This window comes from Aromatoleum sp., from assembly GCF_032027225.1.
In the GTDB taxonomy this organism is placed as follows: Bacteria; Pseudomonadota; Gammaproteobacteria; order Burkholderiales; family Rhodocyclaceae; genus Aromatoleum.
This window is the reverse complement of the sequence record NZ_JAVSMM010000009.1, coordinates 14,619-29,134: the sequence shown is the minus strand read 5'-3', so window position 1 is coordinate 29,134 and position 14,516 is coordinate 14,619. Positions and strand designations below refer to the sequence as shown.

Annotated in this window: 18 protein-coding genes; 3 read left to right on the top strand and 15 right to left on the bottom strand. The window is 65.9% G+C overall.

All coding sequences use genetic code 11. The annotated features are described in order from the left end of the window. Positions 1-2 precede the first annotated feature (2 nt). Both prmB and ROZ37_RS11565 read left to right on the top strand, forming a co-directional pair. Complete coding sequence (gene prmB / locus ROZ37_RS11570) at positions 3-944, top strand: 50S ribosomal protein L3 N(5)-glutamine methyltransferase (protein WP_312659515.1); 942 nt, start codon at positions 3-5, stop codon at positions 942-944. Between the two features lie 89 nt (positions 945-1,033). Continuing rightward, positions 1,034-1,492, top strand: coding sequence for a response regulator (locus tag ROZ37_RS11565; RefSeq protein WP_312659514.1), 459 nt, complete (start codon positions 1,034-1,036; stop codon positions 1,490-1,492). Between the two features lie 73 nt (positions 1,493-1,565). Here the strand turns inward: ROZ37_RS11565 and ROZ37_RS11560 are convergent, their stop codons facing one another. The 12 genes from ROZ37_RS11560 to ROZ37_RS11505 all read right to left on the bottom strand — a co-directional run bounded on the left by ROZ37_RS11560 (position 1,566) and on the right by ROZ37_RS11505 (position 10,305). Further along, positions 1,566-2,051 (bottom strand): glutathione peroxidase, encoded by a 486-nt coding sequence (locus ROZ37_RS11560; protein ID WP_312659513.1) that lies wholly within the window; start codon positions 2,049-2,051, stop codon positions 1,566-1,568. Between the two features lies 1 nt (position 2,052). Beyond that, positions 2,053-2,247 (bottom strand): Fe-S cluster assembly protein IscX, encoded by a 195-nt coding sequence (iscX, locus tag ROZ37_RS11555; RefSeq protein ID WP_312659512.1) that lies wholly within the window; start codon positions 2,245-2,247, stop codon positions 2,053-2,055. Then, complete coding sequence (gene fdx, locus ROZ37_RS11550) at positions 2,247-2,588, bottom strand: ISC system 2Fe-2S type ferredoxin (RefSeq protein ID WP_312659511.1); 342 nt, start codon at positions 2,586-2,588, stop codon at positions 2,247-2,249. The genes iscX and fdx overlap by 1 nt, the downstream gene beginning before the upstream one ends. Then, entirely contained in the window at positions 2,585-4,453 is a 1,869-nt protein-coding gene (gene hscA / locus ROZ37_RS11545; RefSeq protein WP_312659510.1) for a Fe-S protein assembly chaperone HscA, read from the bottom strand. The genes fdx and hscA overlap by 4 nt, the downstream gene beginning before the upstream one ends. After that, positions 4,454-4,987, bottom strand: coding sequence for a Fe-S protein assembly co-chaperone HscB (hscB, locus tag ROZ37_RS11540; RefSeq protein WP_312659508.1), 534 nt, complete (start codon positions 4,985-4,987; stop codon positions 4,454-4,456). A 17-nt stretch (positions 4,988-5,004) separates the two neighbouring features. Then, on the bottom strand, positions 5,005-5,328 hold the full coding sequence (iscA, locus tag ROZ37_RS11535) for an iron-sulfur cluster assembly protein IscA (RefSeq protein WP_312659507.1): 324 nt from the start codon (positions 5,326-5,328) through the stop codon (positions 5,005-5,007). Positions 5,329-5,347: 19 nt separating this feature from the next. Beyond that, positions 5,348-5,731, bottom strand: a complete 384-nt coding sequence (gene iscU, locus ROZ37_RS11530; RefSeq protein WP_312659506.1) for a Fe-S cluster assembly scaffold IscU — start codon at positions 5,729-5,731, stop codon at positions 5,348-5,350. Between the two features lie 24 nt (positions 5,732-5,755). Continuing rightward, a complete protein-coding gene (locus ROZ37_RS11525) occupies positions 5,756-6,967 on the bottom strand; it encodes an IscS subfamily cysteine desulfurase (protein WP_312659505.1) in 1,212 nt (403 codons plus the stop codon). A gap of 22 nt (positions 6,968-6,989) precedes the next feature. Continuing rightward, positions 6,990-8,144, bottom strand: coding sequence for a cysteine desulfurase family protein (locus ROZ37_RS11520; protein ID WP_312659504.1), 1,155 nt, complete (start codon positions 8,142-8,144; stop codon positions 6,990-6,992). Positions 8,145-8,157: 13 nt separating this feature from the next. Next, positions 8,158-8,640, bottom strand: coding sequence for a Fe-S cluster assembly transcriptional regulator IscR (iscR, locus tag ROZ37_RS11515; protein ID WP_312659503.1), 483 nt, complete (start codon positions 8,638-8,640; stop codon positions 8,158-8,160). Between the two features lie 113 nt (positions 8,641-8,753). Next, the gene (gene cysE / locus ROZ37_RS11510) at positions 8,754-9,521 is read right to left on the bottom strand and encodes a serine O-acetyltransferase (RefSeq protein ID WP_312659502.1); all 768 of its coding nucleotides are present in this window, start codon (positions 9,519-9,521) and stop codon (positions 8,754-8,756) included. A 55-nt stretch (positions 9,522-9,576) separates the two neighbouring features. Beyond that, a complete protein-coding gene (locus ROZ37_RS11505) occupies positions 9,577-10,305 on the bottom strand; it encodes an RNA methyltransferase (RefSeq protein ID WP_312659501.1) in 729 nt (242 codons plus the stop codon). A 79-nt stretch (positions 10,306-10,384) separates the two neighbouring features. Between ROZ37_RS11505 and ROZ37_RS11500 the strand changes: the two genes are divergently transcribed. After that, on the top strand, positions 10,385-11,191 hold the full coding sequence (locus ROZ37_RS11500; protein WP_312659500.1) for an inositol monophosphatase family protein: 807 nt from the start codon (positions 10,385-10,387) through the stop codon (positions 11,189-11,191). A 40-nt stretch (positions 11,192-11,231) separates the two neighbouring features. On the opposite strand, the gene arsB is transcribed toward ROZ37_RS11500, so the two are convergent. From arsB to arsD, 3 genes are read right to left on the bottom strand one after another with little or no spacing between them, the layout of a single operon-like run. Beyond that, on the bottom strand, positions 11,232-12,323 hold the full coding sequence (gene arsB, locus ROZ37_RS11495) for an ACR3 family arsenite efflux transporter (RefSeq protein WP_312659499.1): 1,092 nt from the start codon (positions 12,321-12,323) through the stop codon (positions 11,232-11,234). Positions 12,324-12,343: 20 nt separating this feature from the next. After that, positions 12,344-14,125 carry an arsenical pump-driving ATPase gene (gene arsA / locus ROZ37_RS11490; protein WP_312659498.1) on the bottom strand — a complete coding sequence of 594 codons (1,782 nt, stop codon included), beginning with the start codon at positions 14,123-14,125 and terminating at the stop codon, positions 12,344-12,346. Positions 14,126-14,139: 14 nt separating this feature from the next. Next, positions 14,140-14,490 (bottom strand): arsenite efflux transporter metallochaperone ArsD, encoded by a 351-nt coding sequence (gene arsD, locus ROZ37_RS11485; RefSeq protein WP_312659497.1) that lies wholly within the window; start codon positions 14,488-14,490, stop codon positions 14,140-14,142. Between the last annotated feature and the right edge of the window lie 26 nt (positions 14,491-14,516).

The following is a 14,516-nucleotide window of genomic DNA, read 5'->3' as shown; positions in this document are numbered from 1 at the left end:
ACATGTCCGACCTCCAGCATCACCACGAAGATGAACACGAGCATGAGCATGGGCCGCTCGGCGAGCTCGTCACCCTACGCGACTGGCTGCGCTACGCGGTGACCCGCTTCAACCGCGGCGGGCTGTTCTTCGGCCATGGCTGCAGCGACGCTTACGATGAAGCGGTGTGGCTGCTGCTGCACACCTTGTCGCTGCCGCTCGATCGGCTCGAGCCTTTCCTCGATGCGTGCATCACCGGCGAAGAGCGCGAAGCGCTCCTGGCCGTCATCGAGCGCCGTACCGAAGAGCGCGTGCCGGCTGCGTACATCACCGGCGAGGCGTGGCTCGGGGACTTCCGCTTTCACGTCGACGAGCGTGTCATCGTGCCGCGCTCGTTCTTCGCCGAACTGCTCGAAGACGGCTTCGCACCGTGGATCGAGGAGCCGGACACGGTCGGCGACGTCCTCGACCTGTGCACCGGCTCGGGCTGCCTCGCGATCCTGATGGCCCACGCATTTCCGAATGCTCAGGTCGTTGGCGCGGATTTGTCCGACGACGCCCTGGACGTCGCCCGCGGGAACGTCGCCGACTACGGTCTCGAAGACCGCGTCGACCTGGTGAAGAGCGACGTGTTCAGCGGGCTCGGCGGCCGGACGTTCGACCTGATCATCAGCAACCCGCCCTACGTCACCGACCAAGCGATGGCGGCGCTCCCCGCCGAATACCTCCACGAACCGCGAATGGCCCTCGCTGCCGGCGAAGACGGGCTCGACGTCGTGCGGCGGCTCATCGCCGAGGCGAAGCGCTTTCTCAACCCGGGCGGTCTTCTGGCTGTTGAAGTGGGGCATAATCGTTCGCTCGTGGAGCTGGCTTTCCCCGATCTTCCGATGGTGTGGCTATCCGCCCGCGGCGGCGACGACATGGTCTTCGTGCTCCGCGCCGAAGAACTGCCGGGGGCGGACTGAGCGAAGGAGCACCGCGAGCCGGGCCGCGGTCATCGTGTCGCGTCCGCGCGTCCACGGTCCCGTTTCGGCTACTCACAGGAAGCAAGTCGATGTCCCTCGAACGTCCCATCCTGCTCGTGGAGGACAACCCGGACGACGAGGCGCTCACCTTGCGCGCCTTCGCCAAGAACAACATCCGGAACCCGGTCGTCGTCGCTCGGGACGGCGTCGAGGCGATCGAATATCTGCTCGGAACGGGGCCGCATGCGGGGTGCGACAAGTCGGTGATGCCCGCGCTCGTGCTGCTCGATCTGAAACTGCCGCGCATGGACGGCCTGGAAGTGCTGCGGCGCGTCCGGGCGGACGAACACACGGCCCTGCTTCCGGTCGTCGTGCTGACCACGTCGCGCGAAACCCAGGACATCCACGAAGCGTACCGCCTCGGCGCGAACAGCTACATCCGCAAACCGGTGAATTTCGACGCGTTCATCAAGGCAGTCGAGCAGATCGGGGCCTACTGGCTGTCGCTGAACGAGCCCTCGGACGGCCACGGCATCCCATCGTACTGAGGGTGCGTTCGCCGATTCCCGTCGGAAGCGGAATCGCTGCCGCGTCGCCGTACCGAGCGCGTCGCGGCAGCGTTCAAAGCAGCGCTTCGATGTCCTTCGCGATGCTTTCGGGCTTGGTCGCGGGGGCGTAGCGCCCGACCACCTGCCCTTCCCGGTCGATCAGGAACTTGGTGAAATTCCACTTGATCGCTTCCGTGCCGAGGATCCCCGGCGCGGTCGAGGTCAGGTGGCGATAGAGCGGGTGCGCCTGCTCGCCCTTCACGTCGATCTTCTCGCCGAGCGGAAAGCTCACGCCGAAATTGCGCTCGCAGAAAGTCGCGATCGCAGTCGCGTCGCCCGGCTCCTGCCCGCCGAACTGGTTGCAGGGGAAGCCGATCACCGAGAAGCCGCGATCGGCGTAGCTGTCGTGGAGCTTTTGAAGCGCCGCGTATTGCGGCGTGAAACCGCATTCGCTCGCGGTATTGACGATCAGCAGCACTTTGCCGCGGAAGTCCGCGAGCGGCATTGCGCTGCCGTCGAGCCGTCGCGTTTCGAAATCGAACACGCTCGCGGCGGTCATCTCACTCGACCTCGTCGATCCAGGTCTGCTGGATCGCCTCGAGCACGCGCTCGCCGCAATGCTTCGGATCGTCGTCGAATTCGGGCAGCGCCATCACCCAGTTCATCAGGTCCACGAAATTGACCTTCGTCGGGTCGACATCGGGATGGCGTTCGGAGAGCTGAATCGCGATCTCCTGGACCTCGGTCCATTTCATCAGTGCTTGCCCTCCCGGGCCATGTTGATCGTGTAACGCGGAATCTCGACGACGAGCGGGGTGTCGCCGACGATCGCCTGACAGGACAGCCGGGACTGCGACTCGAGCCCCCAGGCCATGTCGAGCAGGTCCTCCTCGGTCTCCTCGGCCTCGGGAAGGCTGTCGAAGCCCTCGCGGACGATGACGTGGCACGTCGTGCACGCGCATGATTTTTCACAGGCATGCTCGATCTCGACGCCGTTCTCGAGGAGGCTGTCACAGATCGACTTGCCGGGCTCCGCTTCGATCACGGTGCCGTCCGGGCAGAGTTCGACATGGGGCAAAACGATGATCTGGGTCATACCTGGATCTCATCAACCTTGTGGCCGGCCAGCGCCGAGCGGACGCTGAGGTCCATGCGACGGGCCGCAAATTCGTCGGTGGCGCGGGCGAGCGCGTCGATGCCCTGCTTGATCGCGCGGGGATCGTCCCCGCCGGAGAGACGTTTGAGTTCGGCGACCGCCGCGTCGATCGTCGCGCGCTCGTCGGCCGAGAGCAGTGCGCTGTCCTGCTCGAGCGCATGCACCGTCGCTTCGATGACACGTTCGGCTTCGACCTGCTGCTCGCGCAGGGAGCGTGCGTTCTTGTCGTCGCCGGCGTGATCGACGCCTTCCCGCAGCATGCCGGCGATCTCGTCGTCGGTGAGGCCGTACGAGGGCTTCACGAGAACGCTGGCTTCGACGCCGGAGGACATTTCGCGCGCCGACACCGAAAGCAGGCCGTCGGCATCCACTTGGAACGCGACGCGGATCCGCGCCGCACCGGCCGCCATCGGCGGAATGCCGCGCAGCTCGAAGCGGGCGAGCGACCGGCAGTCCGTGACGAGCTCGCGCTCGCCTTGGACCACGTGGAATGCCATCGCGGTCTGGCCATCCTTGAACGTCGTGAATTCCTGTGCGCGCGCGATCGGCAGCGTCGAGTTGCGCGGCACGACCTTCTCGGTCAGTCCGCCCATCGTCTCGAGGCCGAGCGACAGCGGGATCACATCGAGCAGTAGCCAGTCGTCGTCCGACTGCCGGTTGCCCGCGAGCACGTTCGCCTGAACGGCGGCGCCGAGCGCGACGACTTTGTCGGGGTCGAGGTTCGTCAGCGGCTCCTGGCCGAAAAAGTCGGCGACCGCGCGCTGGATGTGCGGCATCCGGGTGGCGCCGCCGACCATCACGACGCCCTTGACGTCTTCGGGCACGAGGCCCGCGTCGCGCAGCGCTTTTCGCATCGGCGCGACGGTCTTCAGCACCAGATGCTGAGTGATCTTCCCGAACTCTTCGCGCGTGATGACGAGGTTTACTTCCTCGCCGGTCGACAGCCGCACCTTGATCGGGGCCTCGTCGCTCGCGGTGAGCAATTCCTTCGCCTCACGCGCTTTCATCAGCAGTCGGCGTGCGTCCTCGCTCGAGGGCGGCTCGATCGAGGCCTGGTCGAGCACCCAGCAGAACAGCCGGTGATCGAAGTCGTCACCGCCGAGGGCCGCGTCGCCGTTCGTCGACAGCACTTCGAAGATCCCGCGCGAGAGCTTCAGGATCGAGAGGTCGAAGGTGCCGCCGCCGAGATCGTAGATCGCGTAAACGCCCTCGGCCGCGTTGTCGAGTCCGTACGCGACGGCCGCTGCGGTCGGCTCGTTGAGCAGGCGCAGCACGTTGAGGCCCGCGAGCTTCGCCGCGTCCTTCGTCGCCTGGCGCTGCGCGTCGTCGAAGTACGCGGGCACCGTGATCACGACGCCGGTGAGCGGGCCGCCGAGGCTCGCTTCCGCGCGGGCGCCCAGCACCTTCAGGACTTCGGCCGAGATTTCGACCGGCGTCTTGACGCCCTGCACCGTGCGCAGACGTACCATCCCGTCGCTGTCGAGGAAGTCGTACGGCGAGGATTCGACATGGGAAACGTCCTTGAGCCCGCGGCCCATGAAGCGTTTCGCCGACATGATCGTGTTCTTCGGGTCGGTCGCGTGCGCGGCCACGACGGTGTGTCCGACTTCGATGCGGCCGTCGGCGTGATAGCGGACCACCGAGGGCAGCATCGAGCGCCCCGCTTCGTCGGCGAGACACACCGCGATGCCGTTGCGGACGGTCGCGACGAGCGAGTTGGTCGTACCCAGATCGATCCCGGCCGCCAGTCGGTGCTTGTGCGGCTCGGTCGACTGGCCGGGTTCAGCGATGTGCAGAAGGGCCATTCAGGTTTCCAGTGCCTCGAGGGCGTCGTCGATCTCGTGTTGGATCTTTTCCATGAACATCAGGCGGCGCACGATTTCGGCCCCCGCGCTGAAGTCCTGGCGTTCGTCGATCGCGTGTTCGAGTTCATCGAACACCTCGCGCGAATGGTGACGCAGGCGTTGATGCAGTTGCGTCAGCTCCTCGCTCTCGCCCGCCGCGCGTGCCTCCTCGACCGCTTCGCGCCATTCCATCTGTTCCATCAGGAACGCGGACGACATCGCGGTGTTGGTGTGCAGGCCGACGTCGATGCCGGCGAGTTCGAGAAGATATTGCGCGCGTGGTAGCGGCTTGCGCAGCGTCCGAAACCCTTCGTTGACGCGCGTCGCCCACTGCATCGAAAGGCGCTTCTCGACATCCGGAAGACTCGCGTAGCGGTCCGGGTGCACCTGCCCCTGCAGGTCGTGGTAGGCCAGTTCCAGCGCCGCTTCGTCGATGCTGAAGCGGCGCGGAAGACCGAAAAGTGCGAAGAAGTCCTGCTGAAGATCGATGCTCATCGGGAAACGCGCCGTTTTCAGACGTTGAAGCTTTCGCCGCAGCCGCAGGAATCCTTCACGTTCGGGTTGTTGAACTTGAACCCTTCGTTCAGCCCCTCACGGACGAAATCCAGTTCGGTGCCATCGAGGTAGGCGAGGCTCTTCGGGTCGACGACGACTTTCACCCCGTGGCTTTCGAAGACCATGTCTTCGTCGTGCGTTTCATCGACGAACTCGAGCCGGTAGGCCATGCCCGAACAGCCCGACGTCTTCACGCCGAGGCGGATGCCGACGCCCTTGCCGCGCTTGGCGATGAAGTCCGAAACATGCTTCGCCGCGTTGGTGCTCAATGTGACTGTCATGACTCGGTCCCCCTCGAACTCAGCCGACCTGCTTCTTCTTGTAGTCCGCCACTGCAGCCTTGATCGCGTCTTCGGCGAGGATCGAGCAGTGGATCTTGACCGGCGGCAGCGCGAGCTCCTCGGCGATCTGCGTGTTCTTGATCTCCAGCGCCTGATCGACCGTCTTGCCCTTGACCCACTCGGTCACCAGCGAGCTCGACGCGATCGCGGAGCCGCAGCCATAGGTCTTGAACTTCGCGTCCTCGATCACGCCGTCCTTGCCGACCTTGATCTGCAGCTTCATCACGTCGCCGCACGCGGGCGCGCCGACCATCCCGGTCCCGACGCCTTCGTCTTCCTTGCCGAACGCGCCGACGTTACGGGGATTCTCGTAGTGATCCAACACTTTTTCGCTGTATGCCATGATTTTCTCCTCTTCTCTTCTCTGTTAGTGGGCCGCCCACTGCACCGTATCGAGATCCACGCCGTCCTGGTACATCTCCCACAACGGAGACAACTCGCGCAGCTTGCCGATCTTCTTGTGCAGCAGGTCGACCGTGTAATCGACTTCCTCTTCGGTCGTGAAGCGGCCGATCGTGAAGCGGATCGAGCTGTGTGCGAGCTCGTCGTTGCGGCCGAGCGCGCGCAGCACGTAGGACGGCTCGAGGCTCGCCGACGTACAGGCCGAACCGCTCGACACCGCGATGTCCTTGATCGCCATGATCAGCGACTCGCCCTCCACGTACGCGAACGAGATGTTGAGGTTGTGCGGGACGCGATGCTCGAGGTCTCCGTTCACATAGGTCGCCTCGATGTCCTGCAAGCCCTTCAGCAGCCGATCGCGCAGCGCTCGGATGCGCTCGTTCTCGGTCGCCATCTCCTCGCGCGCGATGCGGAAGGCTTCGCCCATGCCGACGATCTGGTGCGTCGCGAGCGTGCCCGAACGCAGGCCGCGCTCGTGGCCGCCGCCGTGCATCTGCGCTTCGAGGCGCGCGCGGGGCTTGCGGCGGACGTACAGCGCGCCGATGCCCTTCGGACCGTAAGTCTTGTGCGCCGAGAAGCACATCAGGTCGACCTTCAGCTTCGCGAGGTCGATCTCGACCTTCCCGGTCGCCTGCGCCGCGTCGACGTGGAACACGATGCCCTTCTCGCGGCAGATCTCGCCGATCTCGGCAATCGGCTGGACCACGCCGATTTCGTTATTCACGAACATCACCGAGACGAGGACGGTGTCCGGACGGATCGCATCCCGCAGGCGCGCCAGATCGACGAGGCCGTTCTCCTGCACGTCGAGATAGGTCGCCTCGAAGCCTTGGCGCTCGAGTTCGCGGAAGGTGTCGAGGACCGCCTTGTGCTCGGTCTTGAGCGTGATGACGTGCTTGCCCTTGCCCTTGTGGAACTGCGCCGCGCCCTTGATCGCGAGGTTGTTCGACTCGGTCGCGCCCGACGTCCAGACGATTTCCTTCGGGTCGGCGTTCACCAGCGCGGCGACTTGCGCGCGCGCATCCTCCACCGCCTTCTCCGCTTCCCAACCGTACGCATGCGAGCGGCTCGCGGGGTTGCCGAAGTGTTCGGTGAGCCACGGGATCATCGCCTCGGCGACGCGAGGATCGACCGGCGTCGTCGCCGAGTAGTCCAGGTAAATCGGAAACTTGAGCATCGGGTTCCTCCGGGGATCTGCTTTAGTGTTGGACCGACACAGCGGTCAGGTTATTCAGTTCTTGCATCAATCGCGAGAAGGTCGCGAGGAATCCTTCGACGTCGCCCTGCTGCGTGCCCCGGCCGAGGCTGACCCGGACCGCGCCGCGTGCGACATCCCGCTCGACGCCCATTGCCAGCAGCGTATGCGACGGCTCCGGGTTCGCGCTGGAACACGCCGAGCCGCTAGCGCACGCATACCCCGCGCGGTCGAGCTTCGCAACCAGTGTCTCGCCGTCGAAACCTTCGGCGGCAAAAAATACCGTATTCGGCAGGCGCGGCGCACCCGACGAAAAAATCTTCATGCCGTGCGCGACGAGGCCCGTTTCGAGCCGCTCGCGCAGCTCGACCAGCCGTCGCGCTTCCGTCTCGACCCGCCCCGCGGCCTGCTCGCACGCGACGCCGAAACCGACGATCGCCGCGACGTTCTCCGTGCCGGACCGCAGCCCGCGCTCCTGTCCACCGCCGGCCACGAGCGGCGCGAGTTCGACGCGCTTGTCGAGCACCAGCGCACCCGCGCCGAGCGGGCCGCCGATCTTGTGCGCCGACAGCGTCATCGCGTGCACCCCGAGCGAGCGGAAATCGACCGGCAGCTTGCCGCACGCCTGCACCGCGTCCGTGTGGAACCAGGTCCCGGCCGCCTTCGCGTCCGACGCGAGCGCCGTGATGTCCTGCAAGACGCCGGTCTCGTTGTTCGCGGCCATTACCGAAACCAGTGCCGGCCGCTCGGCGAGCGCTGCTTTCCAGTCGTCGGGGCGAATGCGTCCCTGCGCATCGACCGCGATTTCCCGTACCGTCCAGCCGCTGCGCCGGAGTTGGCGGGCAGGTTCGCGCACACAGGGATGCTCGATCGCGCTGATCGCCACGACTCCCGGCTTCATCAGCGCTGCGGCGCCCTTGATGAACAAATTGTTCGCTTCCGAGCCGCAACTCGTGAAGATCACCTCGGTCGCGTGCGCACCGACCGCCGATGCCACTTTTGCCCGCGCCTCGTCGATCGCCGCCCTCGCCTGCCGGCCGTATTCATGACGGCTCGATGCGTTACCGAACCGGCCGTCGAGCCAGGGCAGTATCGCCTCCCGCACCGCCGGATCGAGCGGGGCGGTCGCGTTCCAGTCGAGATAGACGGGTGCGAACATCGTCTTGTTTGTCTTACGCAGCGGCGACTTCGCGCACCGAAATCATCGCGCGCCGGCGCAGGTCCTTCAGCACGCTCATGTCGGGGTCGGCCTTGACCTCGCGCATCACCAGCGCGCCGAGCGTGACGGAGTCGAGATACTCGTACATCCGCTTGTTCAGGTTCGCCCACAGATCGTGGGTCATGCAGCGCTGCTCGTCGTGACAGTTCTGCTTGCCGCCGCACTGCGTCGCATCGAGCGGCTCGTCGACTGCGACGATGATGTCCGCGACGGTGATCCGGCCCATGTCCCGCGCGAGCCGATAGCCGCCGCCGGGGCCACGGACGCTCGACACCAGCTTGTGGCGCCGCAGTTTTCCGAACAGTTGTTCCAGGTAGGACAGCGAAATGCTCTGCCGCTCCGCGATGCCGGCCAGTGTCACCGGGCCTTCAGCCTGGCGGGACGCCAGATCGATCATCGCCGTAACCGCAAATCTTCCTTTGGTGGTCAGTCTCATTTTGGCTCCTCGTATCTCGGAGGTTTATCGCCCAGGACAATACCCGAACGTTTCACTCGACTATACGGATCCCGACCAAATCAGTCAACTACTCGGGAGCCCTTGAACCCCGCTCAATCCACCATTTTGGATAGCCGTTGCGCATCGAATTCGTCGCTCTTCTCGACCGTCGAATCGACCCTGACGCCGGCCTTTTCGAGTTGCTCGACGAGGATCTGGATGCGGCGATCGGTCTCCACCGCGTGATCGAGCAGTCCGTGCATCGCCTTCGCGATCGGGTCGTCCATCTGCTTGGTCACGCCGTAGGCCGAAAATCCCATCTGCTCGGCCTTCTGCTGCCGCGCCTTGTCGCGCGCGTCAGTGCGTTCCGGGTCGATGATCCGCGCGGGGTTGCCGACCGCGGTGGTCCCGGTCGGCACCGGCTTGACGACGACCGCGTTCGAACCGATCCGTGCTCCGTCTCCGACCGTGAAGCCGCCGAGCACTTTCGCGCCGGCGCCGACGACGACGCCCTTGCCGAGCGTCGGGTGGCGCTTCGTGCCGCGATACAGCGACGTGCCGCCCAGCGTTACTCCCTGGTAGATCGTGCAGTCGTCGCCGATCTCCGCGGTCTCGCCGATCACGACGCCCATGCCGTGGTCGATGAAGACGCGCCGGCCGAGCGTCGCGCCAGGATGGATCTCGATGCCGGTCAGGAAGCGCGACAGATGGCTCACGAAGCGGCCGATCCAGTGCAATTCCTTCTTCCACGCGGCGTGTGCAAGACGGTGGAACAACAGTGCATGCACGCCGGGATAACACGTCAGCACCTCCCAGGTCGAGCGTGCGGCGGGGTCGCGTTCGCGAACGCTGGCAAGATCTTCGCGCAGGCGGCTGAACATGGATCTTCTACTCCCGGAAGCTTTTGTTACCGATGAACTTTAATGCCTGACCAGTTTAGTCGGGTTTGCGCTCGAGTGCAGCAACGATGCCGCGCAGGATGTTTACTTCCTCTTTCTCGAGACGGATCCGGCCGAACAGTCGCCTGAGGCGCTGCAGCAGCCGCTTGGGATTGGCCGGATCGTAGAACCCGCTCGCCGTCATCGCCCGTTCGAGGTGGCGATGGAAGCCTTCGACTTCCTCGAAAGTGGCGAGGTCGGGCAAGGGCTCGGCCGGCGGGGTCGGCGACAGTGCCGCCATCCGCAGCTCGTAACACAGCAATTGCACCGCCGAACCCAGGTTCAGCGACGAGAACGCAGGATTCGCGGGGATCGACACCGGCATCGAACAGCGCTCGACCTCCTCGTTCGTGAGTCCGCTGGTCTCGGTGCCGAACACGAGCGCGACGTCGCCCGTTCCGGCGAAGGCGACGAGCTCGGGGGCGGCGTCGCGCGCCGTGCGTATCGGCACCGAACGCTCCCGCCGTCGTGCGGTGATCGCGGCCGACAGCACCGTCCCGTCGAGCGCCTCTTCGAGCGATGCGACGACGCGGGCGTTTTCGAGGATGTCGTTCGCGCCGGACGCGCGCGCCTCGGCGACGGGGTCGGGAAACGACGCGGGTTCGATGAGTACCAGGCGGCTCAGGCCCATCGTCTTCATCGCACGCGCGGCGGCGCCGATGTTGCCGGGATGGCTGGTACGGGAAAGTACGATGCGGATGCGGTCGAGCGCGATGTCGCCGTTCATATTAAAATCTTGTGTTTTTTTCGAATTTTCTTAAGCGGAGACCCTTAGCGGGCCCCCTCCGCAAGCGAGACCGATGCGCATGCACCCCACCCTGACCATCGCAGTGAAAGCCGCCCGCCGTGCGGGTTCCGTCATCAACCGCGCTTCGGTGCAACTGGACGCCCTGACGGTCCAGACCAAGTCTCCGAACGATTTCGTCACCGAGGTGGACCAGGCCGCCGAGGCGGCGATCATCGAAGTCCTGCGCGAGGCCTACCCGGAGCACGGCATTCTAGCAGAGGAGTCCGGCGAGTCCGCGGAGTCCGCAGACAGCGAATATCAGTGGATCATCGACCCGCTCGACGGCACGACGAACTTCATTCACGGCTTTCCGCAGTATGCGATCTCCATCGCGCTGGCGAAGAACAAGGTCATCGAACAGGCGGTGATCTACGATCCGACCCGAAACGAGCTCTTCACCGCCTCGAAAGGCCGCGGGGCCTTCCTCAACGACCGCCGCATCCGGGTCTCGAAAAGGACGCGGCTGAACGAGGCGCTGATCGGCACCGGCTTCCCGTACCGCGAATTCGACAACATCGACGCGTATCTCGGGATGTTCAAGGACCTCACGCAAAAGGTCGCCGGCATTCGCCGCCCGGGCGCCGCCGCGCTCGACCTCGCGTACGTCGCCTGCGGCCGGCTCGACGGTTTCTGGGAAATCGGCCTGCAGCCGTGGGACATGGCAGCCGGCGTGCTGATGATCCAGGAGGCCGGCGGACTCGTTAGCGATCTCGCGGGCGAAGGCGCGTATCTCGAGACCGGCAACGTCGTTGCGGGCACGCCCAAGGTTTTCGGCCAGCTGCTGCCGACCATCCAGTCGCACCGTACTTCGGCGCTGCGCGCCTGACGACGCGCCCGCGCGCCGGGGTGGCCGCCCGAGACGCGCGCTACGCGGCGCGCGGCGCGGCGCACAGCCCGCTCTCGTACCAGCCCCGCGTCCCATTCACGACGCGGACGAGCCATAGCATCACTGGCACCTCGATCAGCACGCCGACGACGGTCGCGAGCGCGGCCCCGGAGTCGAAGCCGTAGAGGACGATCGCGACTGCGACCGCGAGCTCGAAGAAGTTCGACGCGCCGATCATTGTTGAAGGCCCGGCGACGTCGTGCCGCACGCCGAAGCGGCGGTTCAGCCAATAGCCGAGCGCGGCGATGAACAGCCCCTGCAGCAGGATCGGCACCGCGAGCATCGCGATGATCAGCGGCTGCTCGATGATTGCCTGCCCCTGGAACGAGAACAGCAGTACGAGCGTCGCGAGCAGCGCGAGGATCGTCACCGGCGCGATCCGCTCCATCGCGTGGAGGAACGCCGCCTCGCCGTTCGCGAGCAGTCGCCGCCGCAAGTACTGCGCGATCGCGAGCGGGATCACGATGTACATCACGACCGACAGGAACAGCGTGTCCCACGGCACCGGGATCGACGACACGCCGAGCAGCAGCGCGACGATCGGCGCGAACGCGAACACCATCACGAGGTCATTCAGAGCGACCTGCGAGATCGTGAAGTGCGCGTCGCCGCCGCACAGGTTGCTCCATACGAACACCATCGCAGTGCAGGGCGCCGCACCGAGCAGGATCAGTCCGGCGACATAGCTGTCGAGTTCGCCCGCGGGCAGCCACGGCGCGAACACGTGGCGGATGAAAAGCCAGCCAAGCAGCGCCATCGAGAAGGGCTTGACTGCCCAGTTCACGAACAGCGTGATGCCGATGCTGCGCTTCTGCGCGCCCACCTCGTGCAGCGACGCGAAATCGATCTTCATCAGCATCGGAACGATCATGATCCAGATCAGGATCCCGACCGGAATATTGACGTGCGCTACCTCGAGCCGCCCGACGGCATGCGCGGCCGCGGGGAGCGCCTGGCCGAGCACCGTTCCGGCGACGATGCACAGCAACACCCAAAGCGACAGGTAGCGTTCGAACCGCCCGAGCGGCGCCCCGGCAGCCTTCCGGCCCGCGACTTCACATGGTGCGGACATCAGATGCGCTCTCCACTATTTCAGACGTTCGTCGGATTTTTTGCGGCGGCGACGAGCGTCCGCAGCCGTTCGATCCCGACCGGCTCGTCGGCCTGCATCGCGACCAGCGCGACGCGTTTTGCGTGGTGTTCGCGGACGGCTTCGATCTGCGGCCATTCCTGCTGCGCGCGGCGGCGCAAGATCGGCGAGGTCGTCGGTGTCGCCGCGAGGCTGTTGTTGATGATCCACGCCCACGGCTCGATCCCTGCGCGACGCAGGTCGGCCTGCAGGCTCGCCGCTTCGAGGACCGGCGTCGTCTCGGCGAGCGTCACGAGCAGCACCTTCGTCTGCGCCGGGTCCTGCAACTGCATCATCGGCGTCGTGAAGTGCGCGACGCCGCTTTTGTCCATGTGACGCGCGATCTCCTTGTGATACGCGCCGGTCGCGTCGAGCAGCAGCAGCGTGTGGCCGGTCGGTGCGGTGTCCATGACGACGAACTTGCGCCCGGCCTCGCGGATGATCCGCGAGAACGCCTGGAACACCGCGATTTCCTCGGTGCAGGGCGAGCGCAAGTCCTCTTCGAGCAGCGCGCGGCCCTGTGCGTCGAGGTCCTTGCCTTTCGTGTCGAGCACGTGCTGACGGTAACGCTCGGTTTCCGCGTGCGGGTCGATGCGGCTGACGGTCAGATTCCCGAGCGAGCCTTCGAGCGTTTCGGCCAGATGCGCCGCCGGGTCGGAGGTCGTCAGATGCACCGGGAAACCCCGCGCCGCAAGTTCCGTCGCGACCGCGGCGGCGAGCGTCGTCTTGCCGACGCCGCCCTTCCCCATCAGCATCACGAGGCCGTGGCCATTGGCGGCCAACTCGTCGATGAGGCCGCCGAGCGTCGGCAGGCTCGGGCGGGACGGCTCCGGTTCGAACGCCGCGTCGCCGGCTGCTTCGACGTCGCCGAGCAGCGCGCGGAGCGCCGGAAGACCCACGAGATTGAACGGCATCAGCGGCACGAGATCGATCGGCAAATCGCGCAGCACCTCGGGCGATGCGTCGAGCGCGGCGCGTTCGCGGCGGCGCACCGCTGCCGCGAGCGCGTCTTCATCGCCCTCGGCGGCCGGCAGAATGCCGTTGATGACGAGGAACTGCCGCGTCAGACCGATCGCGGCGAGTTCGTGGTGGGTGCGCGCGACTTCACGCAGCGTCGACGCCTGAGCGCGGGCGACGAGCACGAGCCGGGTCCGCTCCGGGTCGGCGAGCGCCGAGACTGCGGCGCGATACTGCTCGCGCTGCTTCTCGAGTCCGGCGAGTGGCCCGAGGCAGGACGCGCCGTCGGGTTTGTCGTCGAGAAAGCCGGACCACGCGCCCGGCAGCTGCAGCAGTCGGATCGTATGGCCGGTCGGCGCGGTGTCGAAGACGACGTGGTCGAAGCCTTCGGTCAGCTTCGCGTCGGTCAGCAGACCGGTGAACTCATCGAACGCGGCGATTTCGGTTGTGCAGGCGCCCGACAGCTGTTCCTCGATGCCGCGGACCACGTCATCCGGCAGCAGGCCGCGGACCGGGCCGACGATCCGGTCGCGGTACGCCTGTGCGGCGGCCTGCGGGTCGATTTCGAGCGCGGACAAACCCTCGACGGCGGAGATTCGCGTCACCCGGTTGCCGATCGTCTCTCCGAACACCTGGCCCACGTTGGAGGCCGGGTCGGTGCTGACGAGAAGCACGCTGCGATCCGCGGCGGCAAGCCTGACCGCGGTCGCGCATGCGAGCGACGTCTTGCCGACGCCGCCCTTGCCGGTGAAGAACAGGTAACGCGGTGCGTCGTCGAGGAAGACCATCGCCGGTCTTCCGCTCAGCAGCAGTGACCGCAGCACTGGCTCGCCGCCGGGCGCGGCGACAGCGTCTTCGCACCCCAGCGGGAGAATTCGTCGCGGGTCGGGTAGCGCCCGGCGAGCGCGACTTCGCCGTCGATCAGCACCAGCGGCAACGCTTCGGCGCCCGAGCGTTCGAGGAAGGCCTTCACGGCGGGCGTCTCGGCGAAGACGGTCGGCTGTTGCGCGAGATTGAAGCGCTCGACGGCGATGCCCTCCTTCTTCGCCCACTCGATGTCGGCCGATGCGTCGACGAGTTTCTGGTCGACGTCCACGCCACAGACGCCGGAGCTGCAGCACAGGGCGGGATCGAAGATCTGGATCGTTTTCATGGTGGTTTCCTCAGGTTGAATTGCGG

Bases quoted from the DNA above. Each gene is read 5' to 3' on its own strand.
- prmB (WP_312659515.1), top strand. From the start codon at position 3: ATGTCCGACCTCCAGCATCACCACGAAGATGAACACGAGCATGAGCAT.
- ROZ37_RS11565 (WP_312659514.1), top strand. From the start codon at position 1,034: ATGTCCCTCGAACGTCCCATCCTGCTCGTGGAGGACAACCCGGACGAC.
- ROZ37_RS11560 (WP_312659513.1), bottom strand. From the start codon at position 2,051: ATGACCGCCGCGAGCGTGTTCGATTTCGAAACGCGACGGCTCGACGGC.
- iscX (WP_312659512.1), bottom strand. From the start codon at position 2,247: ATGAAATGGACCGAGGTCCAGGAGATCGCGATTCAGCTCTCCGAACGC.
- fdx (WP_312659511.1), bottom strand. From the start codon at position 2,588: ATGACCCAGATCATCGTTTTGCCCCATGTCGAACTCTGCCCGGACGGC.
- hscA (WP_312659510.1), bottom strand. From the start codon at position 4,453: ATGGCCCTTCTGCACATCGCTGAACCCGGCCAGTCGACCGAGCCGCAC.
- hscB (WP_312659508.1), bottom strand. From the start codon at position 4,987: ATGAGCATCGATCTTCAGCAGGACTTCTTCGCACTTTTCGGTCTTCCG.
- iscA (WP_312659507.1), bottom strand. From the start codon at position 5,328: ATGACAGTCACATTGAGCACCAACGCGGCGAAGCATGTTTCGGACTTC.
- iscU (WP_312659506.1), bottom strand. From the start codon at position 5,731: ATGGCATACAGCGAAAAAGTGTTGGATCACTACGAGAATCCCCGTAAC.
- ROZ37_RS11525 (WP_312659505.1), bottom strand. From the start codon at position 6,967: ATGCTCAAGTTTCCGATTTACCTGGACTACTCGGCGACGACGCCGGTC.
- ROZ37_RS11520 (WP_312659504.1), bottom strand. From the start codon at position 8,144: ATGTTCGCACCCGTCTATCTCGACTGGAACGCGACCGCCCCGCTCGAT.
- iscR (WP_312659503.1), bottom strand. From the start codon at position 8,640: ATGAGACTGACCACCAAAGGAAGATTTGCGGTTACGGCGATGATCGAT.
- cysE (WP_312659502.1), bottom strand. From the start codon at position 9,521: ATGTTCAGCCGCCTGCGCGAAGATCTTGCCAGCGTTCGCGAACGCGAC.
- ROZ37_RS11505 (WP_312659501.1), bottom strand. From the start codon at position 10,305: ATGAACGGCGACATCGCGCTCGACCGCATCCGCATCGTACTTTCCCGT.
- ROZ37_RS11500 (WP_312659500.1), top strand. From the start codon at position 10,385: ATGCACCCCACCCTGACCATCGCAGTGAAAGCCGCCCGCCGTGCGGGT.
- arsB (WP_312659499.1), bottom strand. From the start codon at position 12,323: ATGTCCGCACCATGTGAAGTCGCGGGCCGGAAGGCTGCCGGGGCGCCG.
- arsA (WP_312659498.1), bottom strand. From the start codon at position 14,125: ATGGTCTTCCTCGACGACGCACCGCGTTACCTGTTCTTCACCGGCAAG.
- arsD (WP_312659497.1), bottom strand. From the start codon at position 14,490: ATGAAAACGATCCAGATCTTCGATCCCGCCCTGTGCTGCAGCTCCGGC.